Origin of the sequence: Agromyces cavernae (genome assembly GCF_021044935.1) — a bacterium.
Taxonomy (GTDB): Bacteria; Actinomycetota; Actinomycetes; order Actinomycetales; family Microbacteriaceae; genus Agromyces; species Agromyces cavernae.
In genome coordinates this window covers 921630-942762 of record NZ_JAJNMP010000001.1, presented here as the reverse complement: position 1 = coordinate 942762, position 21133 = coordinate 921630, and the positions used below count along the sequence as shown (strand labels likewise).

21 protein-coding genes are annotated in these 21133 nt (G+C 70.5%); 8 read left to right on the top strand and 13 right to left on the bottom strand.

Annotated elements, in window-relative coordinates; translation table 11 throughout:
• Window positions 1-18 precede the first annotated feature (18 nt).
• Window positions 19-2133 carry a PhoX family protein gene (locus LQ757_RS04330; RefSeq protein ID WP_372459624.1) on the top strand — a complete coding sequence of 705 codons (2115 nt, stop codon included), beginning with the start codon at window positions 19-21 and terminating at the stop codon, window positions 2131-2133.
• Window positions 2134-2214: 81 nt separating this feature from the next.
• Here the strand turns inward: LQ757_RS04330 and LQ757_RS04325 are convergent, their stop codons facing one another.
• Complete coding sequence (locus tag LQ757_RS04325) at window positions 2215-2418, bottom strand: cold-shock protein (RefSeq protein WP_022893782.1); 204 nt, start codon at window positions 2416-2418, stop codon at window positions 2215-2217.
• 373 nt (window positions 2419-2791) lie between these two features.
• On the opposite strand from LQ757_RS04325, the gene LQ757_RS04320 reads away from it, so the two are divergent.
• From LQ757_RS04320 to LQ757_RS04305, 4 genes are read left to right on the top strand one after another with little or no spacing between them, the layout of a single operon-like run.
• Window positions 2792-3361: a VanZ family protein gene (locus LQ757_RS04320; protein WP_231045960.1), complete on the top strand. Its 570-nt coding sequence runs from the start codon at window positions 2792-2794 to the stop codon at window positions 3359-3361.
• Between the two features lie 24 nt (window positions 3362-3385).
• Window positions 3386-4210 (top strand): sulfite exporter TauE/SafE family protein, encoded by an 825-nt coding sequence (locus LQ757_RS19355; RefSeq protein WP_231045959.1) that lies wholly within the window; start codon window positions 3386-3388, stop codon window positions 4208-4210.
• Window positions 4200-4943, top strand: a complete 744-nt coding sequence (locus LQ757_RS04310) for an NINE protein (protein ID WP_231045958.1) — start codon at window positions 4200-4202, stop codon at window positions 4941-4943. Before LQ757_RS19355 ends, LQ757_RS04310 begins: the two co-directional genes overlap by 11 nt.
• 45 nt (window positions 4944-4988) lie before the next feature.
• The gene (locus tag LQ757_RS04305; protein WP_231045957.1) at window positions 4989-5282 is read left to right on the top strand and encodes a DUF1905 domain-containing protein; all 294 of its coding nucleotides are present in this window, start codon (window positions 4989-4991) and stop codon (window positions 5280-5282) included.
• Between the two features lie 19 nt (window positions 5283-5301).
• Here LQ757_RS04305 and LQ757_RS04300 read toward each other — a convergent pair whose 3' ends face one another.
• From LQ757_RS04300 to LQ757_RS04260, 9 genes are all read right to left on the bottom strand, one after another.
• Window positions 5302-6651, bottom strand: coding sequence for an RNA polymerase sigma factor (locus LQ757_RS04300; protein ID WP_231045956.1), 1350 nt, complete (start codon window positions 6649-6651; stop codon window positions 5302-5304).
• A 2-nt stretch (window positions 6652-6653) separates the two neighbouring features.
• Window positions 6654-7031, bottom strand: coding sequence for a YciI family protein (locus LQ757_RS04295; protein ID WP_231045955.1), 378 nt, complete (start codon window positions 7029-7031; stop codon window positions 6654-6656).
• A gap of 200 nt (window positions 7032-7231) precedes the next feature.
• On the bottom strand, window positions 7232-8146 hold the full coding sequence (locus tag LQ757_RS04290; protein WP_231045954.1) for a MurR/RpiR family transcriptional regulator: 915 nt from the start codon (window positions 8144-8146) through the stop codon (window positions 7232-7234).
• Window positions 8143-9132, bottom strand: a complete 990-nt coding sequence (murQ, locus tag LQ757_RS04285; protein ID WP_231045953.1) for an N-acetylmuramic acid 6-phosphate etherase — start codon at window positions 9130-9132, stop codon at window positions 8143-8145. The genes LQ757_RS04290 and murQ overlap by 4 nt, the downstream gene beginning before the upstream one ends.
• The gene (locus tag LQ757_RS04280) at window positions 9129-10535 is read right to left on the bottom strand and encodes an anhydro-N-acetylmuramic acid kinase (protein ID WP_231045952.1); all 1407 of its coding nucleotides are present in this window, start codon (window positions 10533-10535) and stop codon (window positions 9129-9131) included. The genes murQ and LQ757_RS04280 overlap by 4 nt, the downstream gene beginning before the upstream one ends.
• Window positions 10532-12013, bottom strand: a complete 1482-nt coding sequence (locus LQ757_RS04275; RefSeq protein WP_231045951.1) for a glycoside hydrolase family 3 protein — start codon at window positions 12011-12013, stop codon at window positions 10532-10534. Before LQ757_RS04275 ends, LQ757_RS04280 begins: the two co-directional genes overlap by 4 nt.
• Window positions 12010-12801 (bottom strand): carbohydrate ABC transporter permease, encoded by a 792-nt coding sequence (locus LQ757_RS04270; protein WP_231046314.1) that lies wholly within the window; start codon window positions 12799-12801, stop codon window positions 12010-12012. The genes LQ757_RS04275 and LQ757_RS04270 overlap by 4 nt, the downstream gene beginning before the upstream one ends.
• A gap of 68 nt (window positions 12802-12869) precedes the next feature.
• A complete protein-coding gene (locus LQ757_RS04265; RefSeq protein WP_372459623.1) occupies window positions 12870-13841 on the bottom strand; it encodes a carbohydrate ABC transporter permease in 972 nt (323 codons plus the stop codon).
• 4 nt (window positions 13842-13845) lie between these two features.
• Entirely contained in the window at window positions 13846-15138 is a 1293-nt protein-coding gene (locus tag LQ757_RS04260; RefSeq protein ID WP_231045950.1) for a sugar ABC transporter substrate-binding protein, read from the bottom strand.
• Between the two features lie 108 nt (window positions 15139-15246).
• On the opposite strand from LQ757_RS04260, the gene LQ757_RS04255 reads away from it, so the two are divergent.
• Window positions 15247-16227: an N-acetylglucosamine kinase gene (locus tag LQ757_RS04255; RefSeq protein WP_372459622.1), complete on the top strand. Its 981-nt coding sequence runs from the start codon at window positions 15247-15249 to the stop codon at window positions 16225-16227.
• A gap of 18 nt (window positions 16228-16245) precedes the next feature.
• Here LQ757_RS04255 and LQ757_RS04250 read toward each other — a convergent pair whose 3' ends face one another.
• Both LQ757_RS04250 and LQ757_RS04245 read right to left on the bottom strand, forming a co-directional pair.
• Window positions 16246-16995 carry a PKD domain-containing protein gene (locus LQ757_RS04250; protein WP_231045949.1) on the bottom strand — a complete coding sequence of 250 codons (750 nt, stop codon included), beginning with the start codon at window positions 16993-16995 and terminating at the stop codon, window positions 16246-16248.
• 56 nt (window positions 16996-17051) lie between these two features.
• Complete coding sequence (locus LQ757_RS04245) at window positions 17052-17636, bottom strand: hypothetical protein (RefSeq protein ID WP_231045948.1); 585 nt, start codon at window positions 17634-17636, stop codon at window positions 17052-17054.
• A gap of 332 nt (window positions 17637-17968) precedes the next feature.
• Between LQ757_RS04245 and LQ757_RS04240 the strand changes: the two genes are divergently transcribed.
• The gene (locus LQ757_RS04240) at window positions 17969-18568 is read left to right on the top strand and encodes a dihydrofolate reductase family protein (RefSeq protein ID WP_231045947.1); all 600 of its coding nucleotides are present in this window, start codon (window positions 17969-17971) and stop codon (window positions 18566-18568) included.
• An 85-nt stretch (window positions 18569-18653) separates the two neighbouring features.
• Entirely contained in the window at window positions 18654-19181 is a 528-nt protein-coding gene (locus LQ757_RS04235; protein WP_231045946.1) for a GNAT family N-acetyltransferase, read from the top strand.
• Between the two features lie 104 nt (window positions 19182-19285).
• Here the strand turns inward: LQ757_RS04235 and LQ757_RS04230 are convergent, their stop codons facing one another.
• Window positions 19286-21064: an acyl-CoA dehydrogenase family protein gene (locus LQ757_RS04230; protein WP_231045945.1), complete on the bottom strand. Its 1779-nt coding sequence runs from the start codon at window positions 21062-21064 to the stop codon at window positions 19286-19288.
• Window positions 21065-21133 lie beyond the last annotated feature (69 nt).

Here is a 21133-nt window from a genome sequence, read left to right as displayed (position 1 = left end):
ACGTGATGGGAGCCCCTGATGACCATGACCCACGAACCGGCGCGCCGCGACGAGACGACCTCGTCGGCGCGCCCCGTCGCACGCCGCTCGCTGCTGCCGCTGCTGCCCATGCAGGGGCACACCTCCGGCAAGCGCAGCGCCGTGACCTGCCACCTCAAGTGCGCCGACGCGTGCTTCCACCCGGTGCCGAACACCTCCGACAACGGGTACTTCCGCGACATCGTGAGCGCGAGCATGTCGCGCCGCACGGTGCTCGCCGGCGCCGGTGCCGCGGCCGCCGCGATCGTCATCGGCGGCGCCGTCGCCGGTGACGCCGCACCCGCCGCCGCGATCCCGGGCGGCAACGGCGGCAAGCTCGCCTTCGACCCGATCGCTCCCGTGCCCGCGAGCGTCGACGACGTCGTCGTGCCCGACGGGTACCAGTGGCGACCGATCATCCGCTGGGGCGACCCGCTCTTCTCCGAGGACGACGCGTTCGACCCGCAGAACCAGACCGCCGAGAAGCAGGCCCGCCAGTTCGGCTACAACAACGACTACCTCGACATCATCGCCGAGCCGAACGGCAAGCGCGGGGTGCTCGTCGCGAACTTCGAGTACACCAACGAGTCGATCATGTTCCCGCCCGAGCTCGACGCGGCCGAGCGCAGCCGCATCGCGATGGCGGCACACGGCTTCGGCGTCGTCGAACTGACGCGCTCGAAGAAGGGCCGGCCCTGGAGCTACGTCGTGGGCGCGCCGCGCAACCGCCGGATCACCCTCGAGACGCCGTTCACCTTCACCGGCCCCGCCGCCGGATCCGACCTCCTGAAGACCGTCGAGGACTCGACGGGAACCACGGTGCGCGGCACGCTCAACAACTGCGCCGGAGGCACGACACCGTGGGGCACGATCCTCTCGGGCGAGGAGAACTTCAACGGGTATTTCCGCAACCCCGGCCAGACCCCCGCCGAGCAGCGCTACGGACTGAACGCCAACGGCGACGGTCGCGGCTGGCGGGGCGTCGACCCGCGCTTCGACGGGGTCGCCAACCCCGGGTACCGCAACGAGCCGAACCGGTTCGGCTGGATCGTCGAGATCGACCCCGAGGACCCGACCTCGACGCCCGTCAAGCACACCGCGCTCGGCCGTTTCAAGCACGAGGGCGCGAACATCAACATCTCGACGAGCGGGCACGCCGTCGCCTACCAGGGCGACGACGAGCGCTTCGACTACCTCTACAAGTTCGTCTCGAAGGACCGCTTCGACGGCTCGAACAGCCCCACGGCACGTACGCACAACAAGACGCTGCTCACCGCGGGCACCCTGTACGTCGCGCAGTTCTCGGGCGACTCCCCCGCCGGCGAGATCGACGGAACGGGAACCGTGCCGTCGGACGGCCAGTTCGACGGGACCGGCCGGTGGGTGCCGCTCGTCATCGACGGCGTGAGCCAGGTGCCCGGGTTCTCGGCCGCCGAGGTGCTCGTGAACACCCGCCTCGCGGCCGACGCCGTCGGTGCGACCAAGCTCGACCGTCCCGAAGACGTCGAGCCGAACCCCCGCACCGGACGCGTCTACGTCGCGTGCACCAACAACACCGACCGCGGGGTTCCGGGTCGCAAGGAGGGCGCGACCGAGGTCAACCCGCGCAACCGCAACCGCGACGGCCACATCATCGAGATCACCGAGAACGGCAACGACGCGGCCGCGACGACGTTCGGCTGGAGCATCCTCATCCTGGCCGGCGACCCCGCCACGAACCCGTCGACCTACTTCGCCGGGTTCCCCGCCGACAAGGTCTCGCCGATCTCGTGCCCCGACAACGTGGCGTTCGACTCCAAGGGCAACCTCTGGATCTCGACCGACGGCCAGCCGGGCACGATCGGCCTGTGCGACGGGCTCTTCAAGGTGCCGCTCGAAGGCGCCGAGCGCGGCCGGGTGCAGCAGTTCCTGTCGGTGCCGCGCGACGGCGAGACCTGCGGTCCGCTCATCCACGACCAGGACGGGTCGGTCTTCGTCGCGGTGCAGCACCCGGGTGAGGACGGCTCGTGGGCGGCCCAGCGGTCGTACTTCCCGGACTACGTGACGCCCGGCGCCCTCGCCGACGGGAACTGGGGCGGCCCTCGCCCCTCGGTCGTGCAGGTCTGGAAGCCGTAGACCGAGCCGGAGATCCGGTCGGGACGACGAACGCCCCCGCAGCTTGCGCTGCGGGGGCGTTCGCGTGGTGCCTGTGCCGGCTCAGAGCCCGCGGATGTTCTCGGCCTGCAGACCCTTCGGGCCCTGTGCGACCTCGAACTCGACCTTCTGACCCTCTTCGAGCGAACGGTAGCCGTTGCCCGAGATGGCGCTGAAGTGCGCGAAGACGTCGGCGCTGCCGTCGTCGGGAGCGATGAAGCCGAAGCCCTTTTCGGCGTTGAACCACTTGACGGTTCCGGTTGCCATACTGCTGTCCTTCTTATTCAGATGGGCCGCTGATGCGGACCCGATGCGACCGACGGTCGATCGCTGCCCCGGCGACCTTGTGTCGTCGAAGCGGGGGCGAGGGGCGGGATTGCGCTCAGGCATCCGCCTTCTCGTATCGGGTCATGCCACGCGGATCGGTCCGCCTCCGGGCAATCAGATGGAGGCCGGGCAAGTGCCCGCTTGATGGAGGAATCAGTGATAGTACCCTATCGGGTTACGCTCAGGTTCACACCGGCTGCGACCAGATTGTGACACTCTTCCGCACTCGCCACGTCGGGCGACGGGGCATCCGGGATTCGGACCGCCTGTGGATAACAGCAGTTTCATAGCGTCACGGGGGCACAATGGGGGGATGGATCGCCGCCCCCTCGGTCTCGTCGCTGCCGCATACGCGGCCGTCGTGCTGTGGGTCACCGTCGGTCCGGCGCCCTGGCGCACCGCCACCCACCAGATCGAGGGCGGCATCCTGAACCCCGCCGCGTGGACCTCGTCGGTCACGTGGACCACCGGGTACCTCGCCGAGATGGTGTTCAACATCGCCCTCTTCGTGCCGGTCGGAGTGCTCGCGGCGCTGCTCATCCCCCGACGCCGGTGGCCGCTCGCGCTGGTCGCGGGGTTCGCGTTCACCGCGGTCATCGAGCTGTTGCAGCTGCTCGCTCCAGACCGCATCTCCGACCCGCGCGACCTCGTCATGAACACCGCCGGCGCGGTCGTCGGCGTGTTCCTCGTGCTCGTCGCACGCATGGTTCGCCGCGCGGGCGCGGTGGCGGCATCCGGGGTTCGAGCTCCCGGCGAGTCGCTCGCCGACTCGGCGAGCACGGTACCCGCCCGTCCGGTCGAGCTCGTCGGCGCCGGCGGCGGCGCCAGAACGCGCTCCGCCGGCGACCAGGGCACGGGCACCACTGCCGATCGCGCCGCGTAGCCGGCCGCCAGTACAGTAAGTCGGGTGACTTCGCCCGCCCCGCTCACCCCAGCGCCTTCGCGGGCATCGTGGGTGCGGCTCGCGCTCATCGGCGCCGCGGGTGGGCTGCTGTCGGGAGCGTTCGGCGTCGGCGGCGGCATCCTCATGGTGCCCCTGCTCATCGTGTTCGCCGACATGGACCAGCGCCGCGCCTCGGCGACGTCGCTCGCGGCGATCGTGCCGACCGCCGTCGTCGGCGCGATCACGTACTCCGTGAACGGCGAGGTCGACGTGATCGCCGCGCTGTTCGTCGCGGCGGGCGGCATCGTCGGCGGATGGCTCGGGGCGAAGCTCTTGGGGCGCATCCCACTCACGTGGTTGCGGTGGATGTTCATCGGCCTGCTCGTCATCGTGGCGGCACGCATGCTGTTCCTCGTCCCCGAGCGCGTCGCGGGCCTCGTCGAACTCGACGCGCTCACGATCGTTGGCATGGTCGTGCTCGGCGTCGTGATCGGCATCGCCGCGGGGCTGTTCGGCATCGGCGGCGGCATCATCATGGTGCCGGCGTTCATCATCCTGCTCGGCATGAGCGACCTCGTGGCGAAGGGCACCTCGCTCGCCGTGATGATCCCCACCGCGGTCAGCGGCACGGTCACCAACGCCCGCAGCGGCATCGTCGACCTGCGCGCGGGCATCATCGCGGGTGCGGCGGCGACGGTCGCCTCCTTCGGAGGAGTGGCGATCGCCCACGTGCTCTCGCCCGAATGGTCGACGTGGCTGTTCTCGGCGCTCATCGTGATCGCCACGGTGCAATTGGCGGTGCGCGCTGTTCGTGCGCAACGAAGAGAGAGGAACGAGCGTGGCCGCTGACTCACGCCCCGCGGGCTGGTACGACGACGAGGCCGACGCCGACGCGATCCGGTACTGGGACGGCAGCGCCTGGACTCCCCACACGGCTCCGAAGACGACGGATGCCGCTGCCCCGACCAGCTCGCATGCCTTCGAGCCTGCGGTGACGCCGCAGGTTTCGCCGGTGACGGTGACCGTGCCTGCCCCGGCGTCGACGCCTGCCCCTGCCCTAGCCCCCGCCTCTACCGTCGACGACTCGATCGACGAGCTGACGTCGGTACGCACTGCCTGGCCGAGCACGCCCGCGTCGGCGACGCCATCCGCGACCCTCGCGACCGACGTCAACGAGCACACCACGGTGCCGTTGCCTCCCGAGAGCGCCGGGCCCGCGACATCCGCACCGGTGTTCACCTACGACACGTACCGCAGCGCCGGGCGCACGTTCCTCGCGACCTGGCTGTTCGCGCTGCTGCTCGGGTACTGGGGCGTCGACCGGTTCTACCTCGGCAAGGTCGGCACCGGCATCCTGAAGCTCATCACCCTCGGCGGGCTCGGCCTGTGGGTGCTCGTCGACCTGCTGCTCGTGCTCACCGGCGCGCAGCGCGACGCCCAGGACCGCCCCCTCGAGGGCTACGCCGAGCACTCGCGCATCGCCTGGATCGTGACCGGCGGCGTCGTCGCGCTCGGGCTCGTCGCCGGGCTCATCTCGGGCATCGTCGGGGTTTCGAACCTGGTCGTCGCGATCGGTCGATGACGATCTGGGCCACGGGTGTCGGCCGTGGCGAGTAGCATCCATCCCATGCGTTTCCGCTTCACCGCCCCGCTCTGGGAGTGGAGCTCACAGGGCGGCTGGTTCTTCGTCACCCTGCCCCAAGACGTGGCCTCCGATATCCGGGAGGTGCCGCGGATGCCGCGTGGGTTCGGCTCAGTGCGGGTGCGGGTGACGGTCGGCAGCTCGACCTGGTCGACCTCGGTGTTCCCCGATTCGAAGCGGGGCAGTTACCTGCTGCCCGTGAAGAAGGCGGTGCGCCAGGTCGAGGGTCTCCTCGACGGCGACGAGATCGAGGTTGCGCTCGAGGTGCTCGACCTCTGATGGCCGATCGCCCGAGACGTTATCGCACACTGCGCAGCGACTCGGCCTTCGCGGCGAGGTAGCGCTGCTCGGGTCCGTTGAGGGTGCGCCTGGCCGCCTCGGTGAAGGCGAGCGACGCGGCATCCGTCGCCCCGCTGCGTTCGAGCAGGTGGGCGCGCACCGCCCACGTGCGGTGGTGCTCGGCGAGCGTCGTGCCGTACGCGCCGTGCGCGCCGTGCGTGCCGTGCGCGCCGTGCGTGCCCTCGTCGGCCGACTCGGCGCGTTCGAGCGCGGCGAGCCCCGCCGCCGCCCCCTCGACCATGGCGAGCGCGACGACGCGCCCGAGCGTCACCATCGGCCCGGGCGCGAGCCGCTCGAGCAGGTCGTAGAGGCCGAGGATCTCGATCCAGTCGGTCGCATCGGTCGAGGCGGCCTCGTCGTGCACGGCGGCGATCGCCGCCTGCAGCTGGTAGGGGCCGATCGGGGCACGGTCGAGGGTCTCGCTGATGATCGCGACACCCTCGGCGATGATGGCGCGGTCCCACGTGCTGCGATCCTGCTCGTCGAGGGGCACGAGCGCGCCCGCCTCACCGGTGCGGGCCGCGCGTCGGGCCTCGGTGAGCAGCATGAGGGCGAGCAGGCCGGATGTCTCGCCCGAGGGATCCTCCGCTGCGGCGTGCAATTGTCGGGTAAGGCGGATCGCCTCCGCCGAGAGGTCGACTCGCGCGAGCGCGTCGCCCGAGCTCGCGGTGTGGCCCTCGGTGAAGATCAGGTAGAGCACCTGGCGCAGCGCTGCGAGGCGCTCGTCGAGTTCGTCGGGCCGGGGCATCCGGAACTCCTCGCCGCTCGCCCTGATGCGCGTCTTCGCCCGCGAGATGCGCTGTGCGATCGTGGCCTCGGGAAGCAGCAGTGCACGGCCGATCTCTGCGGTCGTCAGGCCGCCGACGGCACGCAGGGTCAGCGCCACCTGCGCCGGACGGCCCAGTGCCGGGTGGCAGCAGAGCAGGAAGAGTGTGAGCGTGTCGTCGACCGCCGGCACCGGGGCGGGCGGCGGCTCAAGCTCGACGGCGTGCGTTTCGCGGCGGCGCCGCGCGACATCCGCTCGCACCGCATCGATGTAGCGGCGCGACGCGACCCGCACGAGCCACGCACGCGGACTTTCGGGCACGCCCTCGCCCGGCCACTGCGCCGCCGCGGCGATGAGGGCCTCCTGCACGGCGTCCTCGCACGCCTCGAAGTCGCCGTAGCGCCGAACGAGCACCGCGAGCGCCGACGGTGCAGCGTCACGCAGTGCCCGAACGGCGGTCGCAGCGGCGTCGGCCGGTGGGCCGGGGGTTCCGGGCGTTCCGGGGCTGCCTGGATGGCCGGGGGTACCGGGCGGGCCGGGCATCGTCAGACGTCGGTGCCCGAGGTCATCTCGAGCACGGGACGCACCTCGATGAGCCCGAACTCGGCCTCGGGGAACCGGCCGGCGATCTCGATGGCCCGCGCCTCGGTCTCGCAGTCGACGAGGTAGAAGCCGGCGAGCAGCTCCTTGGTCTCGGCGAAGGGGCCGTCGCTCGCGACCGTGCCGGCGCTCTCGCTCACGGTCACGCGCTTGGCGAGCGAGATGTCGGCGAGCGCCTCGTCGGCGAGGAGTTCGCCACTCGAGCGGAGCTCGTCGCTGATGCCCTGGTAGTAGGCGTAGCCCTCGGCCTGCTGCTCGGCGCTGAAGCTGTCCCACATCGCACGCGAGGCGGGGTTGCTGTAGATCTGGATCAGGTACTTCATCGCAATCGCTCCTTCGATCTGGGGAGGCGGAACCGCGCTCCCATCAGTATGTCGAGGCTGCGATCGGATTCTCGACGCGTCGGCGAACCTCGACCCGGGTCATCCGTCGAATGTTTCCGTTTCCTCCCAGTGTTCCCGCTCTCGCGGCGACACTCGGCGCGAACGGAAACCCTCGACGCATGCCCGTGGGTGTCAGGGCGCTACTCGCGCGGCGAGTCGCCGTTCGCCCGGCGGTCGCCCGCGCGCCTGCCGTTGATGCGATGGGTCTTCGTGACCTCGAAGGTGCGCTGCAGGGGCCCGGTGACGTCATCGCCGCGGCGCTGGGCGATGCGCACGAACAGGAAGTCCACGAGAGCCAGCTGGGCGATGCGGCTCGACATCGCGCCCATGCGGTAGCTCGACTCGCGCGCATGCGTCGTGAGCACGAAGTCGGCGAGCTCGGCGACCGGCGAATCGGGCGAGTTCGTGATCGCGACCGTCGTGGCACCCGCGTCTCGCGCGACGCCGAGCGCGTGCGTCGTCTCGGTCGTGAGTCCCGAGTGCGAGATCCCGATCGCCACGTCGGTCGGCTTGCGCAGCGCCGCCGAGACGAGCGCCAGGTGCACGTCGACCGAGCAGAAGGCCGAGATGCCGATGCGGGCGAGCTTCTGCTGCAGGTCCTGCGCGGTGAGCCCGCTCGCGCCGAACCCGTAGAGGTCGACGTGCGCGCCGCCGACGATCGCATCGACGACCCGGTCGAGCACCGCGGTATCGAGTCCCTCGACGGTCTGCTCGATCGCGAGGACCTCGTGGAACGCGACCTTCGCGACGACGTCCTCGGCGCTGTCGAGCGGGTCGATGTCGGAGTTCGCGAGGCCGAAGCGCTCACGCTCGGCGGCCTCGCGGCTCACCGCGCTCGCGACCTCCATGCGGAACTCCCGGTAGCCCGAGTAGCCGAGCGTCTGGCAGAAGCGGGCGACCGTCGAGAGCGACGTGCCGCAGACCTGCGCGAGGTCGGTGATCGTGAGGTCGACGACGAGGTGCGGATCGGCGATGATCGCCTCGGCGACCCGCGCTTCCGACGAGCTGAGGCGCGGCAGCGCCTCACGGGCGGCGGAGAGCACGTTCGCCGTCATCTACTGGCTCCTCGGTTGCTGGTCGGGTCGGTCGCGGGCACGTCTTGCACGCTGGAGATAGCATCGCGCAGCACTCCATCCTCTGCGGCGAGGCGCGCGAGCGCGACTTCAGGTGCGACCCCAGTCAGGGTGACGAGGATCGCCGCCTTGACCGAGCCGTCGACCGAGCTCAGGGCCGACGATGCCGAGGCGGCATCGACCCCCGTCGCCTGCATGACGATGCGTTCCGCGCGCGCGCGGAGCTTGGCGTTCGTGGCGCGGACGTCGACCATGAGGTTGCCGTGCACCTTGCCGAGCCGCACCATCGCGATCGTCGAGATCGCGTTGAGCACGAGCTTCTGCGCCGTGCCGCCCTTGAGCCGCGTCGATCCGGCGACGATCTCGGCGCCGACGACGGTCTCGATCGCGAGGTCGGCGGCGGCGCCGATCGCGGAGTCGGCGTTGCACGCGAAGCCGACCGTGAGTGCGCCGACGCGGCGCCCGTACTCGATGCCGCCGAGCACGTAGGGGGTGCGTCCCGACGCCGAGATGCCGACGAGTGCGTCGTCGGGGCCGAGGCCGATCGCCTCGAGGTCGGCGGCGCCACGGGCGGCCTCGTCCTCGGCGTCCTCGACGGCCGCGCGCAGCGCGACCTCACCGCCGGCGATGACCCCGACGACGAGCGAGGGGTCGGTGCCGAACGTGGGCGGGATCTCGCTCGCGTCGAGCACCCCCATGCGCCCTGCCGTGCCCGCGCCTGCGTACACGAGCCGGCCCCCGCCGCGCAGGCGCGCGACGATCGCGTCGATCGCGGCGGCGATCTGCGGTGCGGCCTCGGAAACGGCGGCGACCGCCTGCGCGCTCTCCTCCTGCATGGCCAGGAGCTGCGACTCGGTCGAGAGCAGGTCGAAGCCCGCGTACTCCTCGTTGACGCGCTCGGTCGAGAGCTCGCCGAGCAGGTCGCGCAATGCGACGTGTTCGGGCGATTGCTTCGGTGCGGTGGTCATCGGGCCCCTCCCCCGGATTCGATGCGTTCGTCGAGTTCGACGCGTTCGATGCGTTCGTCGAGTTCGTCGAGTTCGGCGCGTTCCACGCGTTCGATGTGTCCGACGCGTTCGATGGCGACGGATGTCCCTTCCGCGAGCGGCTCGGGGAGTCGAAGCGGCCCCGCCGCCGGCGAGAGGCGGCCGAGCACGCGCCCTGACGTGTCGCGCCCGAGCGGGAACGGCACCCCGTGCCAGCTGCAGTAGCCGAGGAACGCGAACAGGAGCGACTCCTTGAACGCGGGGTCGATGCCGCGGTCGGCGCTGGACTCGACGGCGATGCCGCGCTCGACGCCGAGCGTCGTGAGCCGTGCGAGCAGCACGGGGTTCAGTGTGCCGCCGCCCGAGCAGACGAGCGCCGCCGGCTGGTCGGCCCGTTCGGTCGTGATCGCCTCGATGACGCTGCGCGCGGTGAGCTCGGTGAGCGTCGCCACGAGGTCGTGCACGCCGAGCCCGAACGCGCCCGAGGCGACGATCGCCGCGTCGACGAGGCCGAGGTCGAAGGTCTCGCGCCCGGTCGACTTCGGCGTCGGTGCCGCGAAGTACGGATGCCGCAGCAACTGCGCGAGCAGCCCGTCGTGCACGCGTCCCGCCGCGGCGAGGCGCCCGCCGTCGTCGAAGCCGTCGACGCCGCGGGAGTGCCGGTCGACGACCGCGTCGATCAGGCAGTTGCCGGGGCCGCTGTCGAACGCGACGACCTCGCCGTCGGTGCCGACGAGCTGCACGTTCGCGATGCCGCCGAGATTGACCGTGGCGATGCTGCGTCCCTCGGCGCGCGCGTCGGCGCCGAGCCAGGCGCGGTCGAAGGCCGCCATGAGCGGCGCGCCCTCGCCGCCCGCGGCGATGTCGGCCATGCGCACGTCGGAGAGTACGGGCACGCCCGTGCGCTCGGCGATCCACGCGGGCTCTCCGAGCTGCAGGGTGCCACGGGCGTGCCCGGACTCCACCCAGTGGTACACGGTCTGGCCGTGCGAGACGATGAGGTCGGGCGTGACGCCCGATTCGCGGATGCCCCGTGCCGCGGCCTCGGCGAAGGACTGGCCGAGTCGCGTGGTGAGCCGGGTCCAGGCGCCCGCGTCGAGGGCCTCGCCCGCGGCGACCGCGAGGATCTGCGCGCGGAGGTCGGGTTCCCAGTCGACGGTCTCGGTGTGGTGCACGGTGAGCGAGATCGCGGTGGGTCGAGGAGGCGCGCCAGCGCCGTATCGAGATCTTGCGCCCGACGAAGGAGGACGCGTATCGAGGCCCTGCGCGTTCCTGGTCTCGATACGCTCGCTGGCGCTCGCTACTCGACCGACGGGCACGATCTCGACGACGGCGACGTCGATGCCGTCGGCGGAAGTGCCAGATTGCAGGGACAGCACGATCACGCGGGTGCCCCCGTATCGAGCAGGGCGCTCGCCGCCTCGGCCGCGACGCGGCTCGCGGCACGCAGGTGCAGGGTCGAGAGCGGCAGCACGGCGCTCGGCATGCCGGCGTTGACGACGATCGCGTCGGGTCGCATGCGTGCGATGTTCGCGACCCGTTCGACCTGGGGTCCGGGTGCGCCCACGGCGTCCACGAGCACGACGAGCGCGCCCGATCCGGGCACCGCCGCGTCGCCCCGAAGCACAGTGCCACCGGCGGCCAGGGTCGCCTCGACGTAGTCGCGGTCACTGTCGACCGCGAGCGTCGAGCGGCCGCGCACGTCGAGCACGGTCCGTGGTCCGGGTGTTGCGGGCACCGCACCGTCGACGGTGATCGCACCGCGTGCGACGAGCGGCGCATCGAGGGGCATCCGATCACCGGCGGCCGAGCGGCCCACCGAATCGGCGAGCGTTCGCACTCGGCCGGCGGCGCGTTCGAGCACGTCGACGGGCAGGGTGCCGTCGTCGAGCGCGTCGAAGATCGCCTGCTGCACCTCGCGGAAGTCGCGCACGTCTTGATCGGGTGCGGCGGCCGCGCCGAGGTTCCTCGGATTCGAGATGCAGAGCAGGTCGGCACCCGCGAGCAGCGCCTGCACCGCCCCGGGACCCGCGCCCACGGTCTCGCGCACCGCAGCCATGTCGAGCGCGTCGGTCACGATGACCCCGTCGAATCCCATGCCGCGCAAGTGGCCGAGCGCCACGGGGTTGAGCGTCGCGGGCGCGTCGCCCCACGCGGGCACGACGATGTGCGCCGTCATCACCATGTCGACGCCCGCGTCGATCGCCGCCCGGAACGGTGGCAGGTGCACCCGCTCGAGCTCGTCGATCCCGATCGTGAGTGCCGGCGCTGCGTGGTGCGAGTCGAGGTGCGTGTCGCCGTGCCCCGGGAAGTGCTTGACGCACGCGGCGGCTCCAGCCGACTGGATGCCGCGCAGCGCGGCCACGGCGTGCCGGCCGACGAGTTCGGGCGTCTCGCCGAACGAGCGCACGCCGATCACGGGGTTGCGGGGGTCGGTGTTGACGTCGGCGACCGGGCCGAGCACGGCGTTCGCGCCGACGGCGAGCGACCGGTCGGCGAGGTGCTGCCCCACCGCCTCGGTCACGGCGAGGTCATCGAGGAACCCGAGCTGCGCGGCTCCCGGCAGGGTCGAGCCCGCGGCCGCGTCGACGCGCGTGACGTTGCCGCCCTCCTCGTCGATACCCACGAGCAGTGACGGGCGGATGCTGCGGAGATCTGCGGCGAGGGACATCCGGTTTCGAGACGCTCCTTCGTCGCTCCTCAACCCACCTTCAGCGTGGAGGTTGTGCGCGAACAGCACCACGCCCGCAAGGCCCTCGTCGAACTCGCGGCGAAGCCAGTCGGGAACGGTGCGGCCGAGGAATCCCGGCCACAGCACACCGCCCACGAGCGCCCGAAGCGCCCGGTCGTCTGCCGCGCTCATCCCTTGACCGCTCCCGCGACCAGGCCGCTCGACAGACGGCGTTGCACGATGACGAAGAAGATCATCACGGGGATCGTGATGATCGTCGAGGCGGCCATGATGTAGCCCCACTCGTTGGAGTGCTCGCCGAAGAACTGCTTGAGCCCGATGGCGACGGTGTAGTTCTCAGATGCGCCGCCGAGCAGGGTCATCGCGAAGATGAACTCGTTCCACGCGGTGATGAACGAGAAGACGGATGTCGCGACCAGGCCCGGCATCACGAGCGGCAGCAGCACCGACCGGAACATGCGGCCCCAGCTCGCGCCGTCGATGTAGGCGGCCTCCTCGAGCTCGACGGGCACCGCCGCCACGAACCCGCGCAGCATCCAGATGCCGAACGGCAGCGACAGCGCCACGTACACGACCATGAGGCCCAGCAGCGTGTTGAGCATGCCGAGGTCGCGCACCTGCACGAACAACGGGATGACGAGCGCCTCGAGCGGCACCATCTGCACGATCAGGATCATGAGCAGCATCGCAGTGCGGAACGTGAAGCGGAACCGAGCGACCGCGACCGAGGCCAGCAGCGCGAGCACCGCGCTCGCGAGCACCGTGACGAGCGCGACGATCGCCGAGTTGCGCAGGAACACGTCGAAGCCGCCCTCGGTGAGCACGTACGCGAAGTTGTCGAACGTGAACTCGCGCGGCAGCAACTGCTGGCCGCCGGTGCCGGCCTTCGCGTCGAACGCGCTGGAGAGCATCCAGAACGCGGGGAACAGGGTGAACGCGAGCAGCAGCACGACGAGCACGGCCTTGCCCGCGGCCGAGCGGGTCTTGCGGGCCGAGCGTCGGGTGGCGCGCACGGAGGTGTCGGCGGTCACAGCTCGTCCTCCTTCAACATGGTGCGCACGTACACGACGGTGATGCCGAGCAGCACGAGGGTGAGCAGCACGGCGATCGCCGAGCCGAAGCCGTAGCGGTTCTGCCCGAACGACTCGACGTACGACCACACGCCGAGGTTCAGCGCCTCACGGTTGGACCCCGCCCCGCCGGGCATCAGGTAGACCTGCGCGAAGACCTTGAAGTCCCAGATCGTCGACAGGATGATCACGACCGCGAACACCTGCTTGAGGTTCGGCACGATGATGCGCCAGAAGCGGCGCCACGGGCCCGCGCCGTCCATCTCGGCGGCCTCGAGCATCTCTTTCGGCACGCCGAGCAGGCCCGCGAGGATCGTGATCGCCACGAACGGGAAGCCGTGGTGGATGACGTTCAGGAGCACGATCGCGTAGAAGGTGTAGCGGTTCGTGAACCAGTTGACGGGCTCGTCCTGCAACCCGAGCGCCTGCAGGGTCTCGTTGAAGATGCCGCGGTCGGCGTCGAAGATCCACACCCAGACGTAGGTGCCGGTGACCGCGGGCATCGCCCAGGCGATCATGATGGCGCTGCCCACGACGGTGCGCCAGAAGGGGCCGAGGGAGGCCATGAGCACGGCGACGGCGGTGCCGAACGCAACCGTGCCGGCGACGGCGAGCACGGCGAAGCCCACGGTGTTGGGCAGTACGACGGTGTAGAGCTCGGGGCTCGTGAAAATCTCGCCGAAGTTGGCGAGGCCGATCCAGTTGGGCTCGCCCGAGACGATCTCGCGCAGCCCGTAGTCCTGCAGGGAGAAGAGGAACACCCGTACGAGTGGCCACAGCAGCAGCACCGCGAGCACGGCGAGTGCGGGTGCCAGCAGCAGCCACGGCCTGGTTCGGGTGAGGAGGTTCTTGGTGCGGCCGGGGCCGCCGGCCGCGCGGGGAGCGGAAGTTCCCTGCGCGACCGGCGGAGCCTGAAGGGTGTTCGTCACTCGATCAGCCGTTCATGATCTCGTTCATCTCCGCTGCGGCGTCAGCGGTGGCCTGTTCGACCGTCTTCTGCCCGGAGAGGATCGCCTGGATGGCGGTGTTGGTGGTCTTCTTCGCCTGCACGGCACCGTACTTCGGGGTCACCGGCACCGTGCCGCCGCCCTCGACGAGCTGCGTGGCGAACGGCGCGACGAGCGGGTCATCCGACTCCATCGTCTCGGCGAGCAGCGACGCCTGGCCGGGGAAGTAGCCCGACTGCTGGCCCCACTGGTCGGCGAACTCACCGGTCGTCATGAGCTTGACGAACTCCCACGCGAGCTCCTTGTTCTCAGCCGTCTCGAACATCGAGAGGTGCGAACCGCCGAGCACCGACGGGGCGATGCCGCCGTCCTTGCCGGGGATCGGAGTCGCGGCGAACTTGCCCTCGAGTTCGGCGTTCTTCTCGACGATCGCCGCGGGCGTCCACGAACCCATGAGGGCCATGGCGATGTTGCCCTGCGCGAAGTTGTCGAGCACGTCGGTCTCCTTCCACGTGGTGGCGCCGGCCGACGAGAAGCCGTGCTCGGTGGCGAGGCCCGTGTAGAAGCCGATGCCCTCCTGCGACTCGGCGCTGTCGAGGCCCGAGACCCACTCGTCGCCCTCCTGCGTGGCGACCTCGCCGCCGGCACCCCAGACCCACGGGTACACGGGGAACTCGGCGTCGCCCGGCACGGCGAACGGCATCATGTCGGGGTGCGCGGCCTTGACGGCCTCGCCTGCGGCGACGATCTCGTCCCACGTGGTCGGCGCCTCAAGGCCGAGCTCTTCGAAGATGTCGGCGCGATAGACGAGCGAGCGCACGCCGGCGTACCACGGCATGCCGTAGAGCTCGTCCTCGTAGGTGCCCGACTCGACGAGGCCCTCGACGAGGTCGTCGCTCAGGCCTGCCTCGTCGACGAAGTCGCCGATGGGCGCGAGCGCGCCGGCGTCGGCGAACTCGGCGGTCCAGGTGGTGCCGGTCTCTGCGACGTCGGGCGTGGTGCCGCCCGCGATCGACGTGACGAAGCGGTCGTGTGCGTCGGCCCACTGCACGAACTCGACGTCGAGCTCGGCGCCGGTCTCGTCGGTGAAGGCTTCGCCGACGGAGTCGAAGAACGCCTCGGAGTCGGGGTTGGTGCCTTCCATGATCCAGACGGTGAGCGTCTGGCCTTCGGCGTTGACGCCGCCGCTGCCGGTGTCTTCGGAGCCGCTGGCGCACGCGGTCAGCGCCAGCGCGGCCGTGAGGCCGAGCGCGACGATCGGGAGGGAGCGCTTGTTCATAGGGTTGGTCTCCTCGTTGAAACTTGGGGGCAGATCGTGCCCGGGCTGTGGTTCTGGATCAGACTGGTGATCCGTACAGGGTGGTGACTCTGGAAGTAGTATTCAGGAATGGGCGCGACTTTGCAAGAAACTTCCAAGCGTGCAGGTTGGGTGCTGGGCATCGACATCGGGGGCTCCGGGAGTCGAGCGGCGTTGGAGCCGATCGACAGGGGTGCTGCGAGTGGCGCTCGCCACCTGTTCGAGGCCGGGCCGGTGTCCATTTCACCGGGTGGAAGCTCCGCGTTGCCTGTGATCGCCTCGCTCATCGAGCGCGTTCGCGTCGAACGACCGGATGCCACGTTGGCGGGTGTGGGCGTCGGCGCGACCGGTCTCGCGTCGCTCGTCGTGTCACCGGCGGCCTCGCTCGCGGCGCTGAGTGCGGCGGCGGGTGCGCCGGTCGCGCTCGCGATCGACGCGGTCACCGCGCATCTCGGAGCGCTCGGCGGTTCGGCGGGCGCCGTCGTCGCCGTCGGCACCGGGTCGATCGCGATCGGCACCGACCTGCGCGAGGTGTGGCGTCGCGTCGGCGGGTGGGGGCATCTCTACGACGATCGCGGCTCGGGCGCGTGGATCGGCATCGAGGGATTGAAGGCCGCCATTCAGACCCACGACGGCGTGACGACGGATGCCCCTGCCCTGCTGTCGGCCGCGGTCTCGCGGTTCGGCCCGGCGCCGACCTGGCCGTCGCAGCTCTACACGCGCGACGACCGCGGCGCGGTGCTCGCAGGGTTCGCGGCGGATGTCGCGGGCCTCGCATCGGTCGGAGATGCCGTGGCCACGCGCATCATGTCGACCGCCGGCGCCCTCGTGGCGGGCACGCTCGCCGCGGCGCTCGACCCCGCACTTCCGGCCCGTGGGGCGGGTGTCGGCGGCGTGTTCGCCTCAGGCGCGGCGTTCACTTCTTCGTTCGCGGAGGAGTTCGCGCGGATCGCGCCCGACGCGACACTCGTGGAGGCGGCCGGCGGGCCGCTCGACGGCGCCGTGGAGCTGGCGCGGCTCGTGGCGGCTGATGAGGTCGTGGCCGCGCATCCGCCGTTCATCTGGAGGTAGCGCCGCCCGAAGGCGTCCTCAGCAGCCGGGGCTCGAGGGGTAGGCCTTGCAGTCACCCACCGTCAACACGGTGTCGACCTCACCGACGAGCACACGCTGCGGGGCCGCGTCGATCGTGAGCGTGCCCGCGATGGGTAGCCAGCCCGATCCGGCGAAGCGGTATTCGGCGGCGAGCGCGACCCGCAGCGTGACGGTGTACTCGCCACTCGCGGTGTAGACGTGACTCGTATCGGTCGGACTGAACTCGGCGACCCCGAGCGAACTCCACGTCGCGCCGGGCGATGAGCTCGTGACGGTCGCTCCGTCGGAGTGAACCCATCTGTATCCGACTGGCGTGAACCGAACGTCCGCGGGTTGCCCGAGGAGCGTGCCCGACACGACCTCGGAACTCGCGTCGGCGACGAAGTTCGCCGGGAGCCCCTCGACGGCCCACCCGTTCGGCTCCATGACGTCGCTCGGCTCCGCCGGCCGGAACGATGCGATGTCGCGCAGCGTCACCGCGGGCGTCCCGGGCGCCGGCGTCGCCGGTGCAGCCGGTGCCGACGGGCGGGAGCAGCCAGCCTCGAAGTTCGCGCCGCAGAGCTGCTCCCAGCCGGGCCCCGCCCATACGTCGACGGCGCCTCGCGGTGGCGGCTCAGTCTCGGCGCTGCCGACGTTGTCGCCATCCTCGCCGCCCGGTACCTCACCGGTGCTCTCGTGACGACGCTCCGCGTGCACGTCAACCGCTGATTCGGAGATCGCGCCTGTTATGTAATCGAGCGAATTCACATCGGGTGGGTCGTTCGAAGTGAAAATGAGCATCAACCCGATGGCAACCGCGTGCCCTAACAGAAGTCGTCGCCCGACCACGGCTCTGTCCCTGCTACCAGTAGCTGGTTCGCACCAAGAAACCTAGACTCAAATCTCACTTGCAGCGGCGCCCGGAGTATCCGATCAGGCGGGGTCACGTCGGCTCCACTGCTGTCGACAACACGAGTATCGCCAATGTCGAGGCAGACGTACGCGCTCACGTGGGCCACATCGTCGGCCTCGAAGTGCTCAATCAGCTCGACGGTGTCGAATGTCGTTGCTCCTGTCGTGCGCATGCCGCTCGCACTTAGTCGTTCGAGCGATGCAGAAATGCCGGCAGCATACTCCGCGGTCGCGACCTCTTCGAGCTTTTCGATTGCAACTCCTCCGGCATGCGAGAGTTCGTCGACCACTACGAGTTGGGCCGCATAGGCTTGCTCAGCCGCGGCAAGCGCCTCCTCGTCGGAGGCGAAGATCGGGGCGGCCTCGGTCGGCGTCGGCGTGGGGGTCGGCTCGGCGGCGCCGACGCATCCGGTGAGCACGAGGGCGAGCACGCTCGCTGCGGCGGCCGCGCCGCCGAGACGGCGCGACCGTCGGCGCTTCAGGCGAGAGGTCGGCATGGCGAATACCCTAGGCGAGGCATCAGCGATCTCGCGTCGGTTATCCACAGGTGCGGCTACGCCACAACCCCGGCGGGCCGTCCTGCTGAGACCAAGAGCACGGGCACCCGCGATCGAGAGCGCGGCACTTCGGTACTTCGGCACTTCGGTACTTCGGCACTTCGGCACTTCGGCACTTCGGCACTTCGGCACTTCGGCACTTCGGCACTTCGGCACTTCGGCACTTCGGCATTTCGGCTGCAGGACAAACCTCCTCACCCAAATCCGCAACCCCGGCCCGCATCCGACGAAGCCCCTCGCGGATGTCGGCGGGCCGTCGCATGATGGGGGGCATGCGCAGGATCACGGTGAACAACGACGTCTCGCTCGACGGCGTGATGCAGGCGCCGATGTCGGCGGCTGAAGACACACGCGGCGACTTTCCATACGGGGGTTGGGCACTCGAAGGCAACGACGAGGCCCTCGCCGCCGAGATGGGCGTCGGCATGGAGTCGGGCGGCGCGATGCTGTTCGGCCACCGCACCTACGACAACATGGCCGCGTTCTGGCCGCACCAGACCGACGGCAACCCCTTCACCGAATACCTCAACCGGGTCGAGAAGTTCGTCGTGTCGCGACATCCGCAGACCGAACTCGACTGGCAGAACTCGACGGCGCTCGTCGGCGACGCCGCCGAGACCGTCGCCGCACTCAAGCAGACCGACGGTCCCGACCTCACGATCCTCGGCAGCGGCGAACTCGTGCGGTCGCTCGCGGCGGCGGGGCTCGTCGACGAGTACGTGCTCATCATCCACCCGGTGGTGCTCGGCACCGGCATCCGCCTGTTCGGCGACACGCACCAAGCGCTCGAACTCACCCGCAGCATCACCACACCGAAGGGCGTCACCGTGGCGCACTACCGGCCCACCGGCGATCCCGAGGCGGTTCCGTGAGCAACGGGTCCGTGAGCAACGGTTCCCTGAGCAACGGTTCCCTGAGCAACGGTTCCCTGAGCAACGGTGCCCGGGGCGAGGTGCGATGAGTGACGGTGTCGTGAGCGACGAGTCGGGGGCGCCGCATCCGTCGCTCGTGTTCCGGCCTGCGACCGAGCGCGACCATGCGCGAGTAGTCGCGGCAATCCCAGAGTGGTGGCAGACCCCCAACTCAGAGACGCTGCCGCTGCTGCTACCACGCCTGTTCTTCCAGCACTTCGGCGACACCTCGACGATCGTCGAGGACGGCGACGGCGAACTCGCGGCGTTCCTCGTCGGGTTCCGATCGCAGTCGCAACCCGAGGTCGCGTACGTGCACTTCGTCGGCGTGCGTCCCGACCTGCGCGGCACGGGACTCGCGCGCTCCCTCTATGAGCGCTTCTTCGCCCAGGTGCGGGCGCTCGGATGCCGACGTGTCGACGCGATCACGGGCCCGATCAACGTGCGCTCGCAGGAGTTCCACCGCGCGATGGGGTTCACGCTCGGCGGCGACACCGACGTCGACGGTGTTCCGGCGTACCTCGACTACGACGGGCCGGGCGAGCACCGGGTCACGTTCACGCGCGCGATCTGAATGACGAGACGCTGCGCCGGGTCCCGTTCACGCGGGCGATCTGATCGGCGGGCGGATGCTCGACGCATCGGACGCAGAACAAGTCAGCGGGCGGATGCCCCAGCTCACGCCCGCGCGAGGATCGCCGCGGTGTCGACACCCGCCGGCAGGGCGCCATAGAGCAACCCTCCGGCGCCCTCGAGGCGCGTGCGCACGAAGACGTCGGCGACAGCGGCCGGCGCGTGCTGCACGAGCAGCGACGCCTGCAGCACGAGCGCCAGTCGCTCGGTGAGCTCGCGAGCCCGCGCGGCAGCGGCCGAGCTTGCCACATCGGAAGCCAGCTCCCTCACGACTGCCCGCGCCTCGGCGAGCGCGACATCGAACGCGGCGTGCTCACCGACTGCCTCGCCCACGACGTCGAAGAACGCCTCGAACGCCTCGGGCTCGCGCCCCAGCACGCGCAGCACGTCGAGGGCGATGACGTTGCCCGAGCCCTCCCAGATCGCGAGCAACGGTTGCTCGCGATACCGGCGCGCGAGCGGGAACGCCTCGGTGTAGCCGTTGCCGCCGAGGCACTCGAGCGCCTCGTAGGCGTGGCCGGGGCCGCGCTTGCAGATCCAGTACTTCGCGACGGCCGTGGCCAGACGGCGAAACGCCCGCTCGGGGCCATCTGTATCATCGTCGTACGCGCGAGCGAGCCGCATCGCGGTGATCGTCGCCGCCTCGGACTCGATCGCCAGGTCGGCGACGACCGCCGCCATCGCCGGCTGATCGACGAGCAGGGCGCCGAACGCACTGCGGTGCCGCACGTGCCACGCGGCTTCGGCGACCGACTGGCGCATGCCCGCGGCCGACCCGATGACGCAGTCGAGGCGGGTGCGCGTGACCATCTGCACGATGGTCGTGACACCGCGCCCCTCGTCGCCGACGAGCCAGGCGGTCGTGCCGTCGAGCTCGATCTCGCTCGACGCGTTCGAGCGGTTGCCGAGCTTGTCCTTCAGCCGCTGGATGCGGAACACGTTGCGCGTCCCGTCGGGCAGCACGCGCGGCACGAAGAAGCAGCTGAGGCCGCCCGGCGCCTGCGCCAGCACGAGGAACGCGTCGCTCATCGGTGCGCTGCAGAACCACTTGTGACCGGTCAGGCGGAACTCGTGGCCCCACCCGTCATCGACACCCGTCGGCTCGGCGCGCGTCGTGTTCGCCCGCACGTCGCTGCCGCCCTGCTTCTCGGTCATCGCCATGCCCATGAGCGCCGACCGCTTCGCCCCGGATCTCGATACGGGTCGCGCTTCGCGCGGCCCTACTCGATCAGCGGGAGCGGGTCGCGCTTCGCGCGGCCCTACTCGATCAGCGAGGGCCGGCTCGTACGCGCGGCTCAGCAGCCGGGGCATCCATTCGTCGTGAAGGCCGGATGCCGCGAGCTCGAGTGTCGGCACCGCCGCGTGGGTCATCGACACCGGGCACGCGTGTCCCGGCTCGACCTGCGCGAAGAGGAAGAAGGCCGCGGCACGGTCGACGTTCGCGCCCGCTCCCGGTGACGCCCACGCTGACGTGTGCGCGCCTGCGCCGATCGCCGCGGCCATGATGCGGTGGTAGGCGTCGTCGTACTCGACCTCGTCGATGCGGTTGCCCCAACGGTCGTGCGTGTGCAGCACCGGCGGGTGCGTGTTCGCCCGTTCGGCGTCGCGCTGGAACGCCGCCGCGCCGACGTGGCGTCCGATCTCGGCGAGGGTCGAGACGGCCGGTCCTGCGCGGTGCGTGCGACTCGGGCCCGCGGGCGCAGCCTCGCCCGGGACATCCGCTCGTCCCCATCTCGCGACCGCCTCGACGAGCGGCACATTCGTACCGAACTCGTCGACGCCCTCGCGGGGCGGCGCCTGGTTGAGGACCTCATGCGTGATCATCGTCGACCTCCGGGGTCCATTCTGCGCCGTGCGCATGGTGGCCGCAGGCAGGCCGGCGGGCGGTGGCAC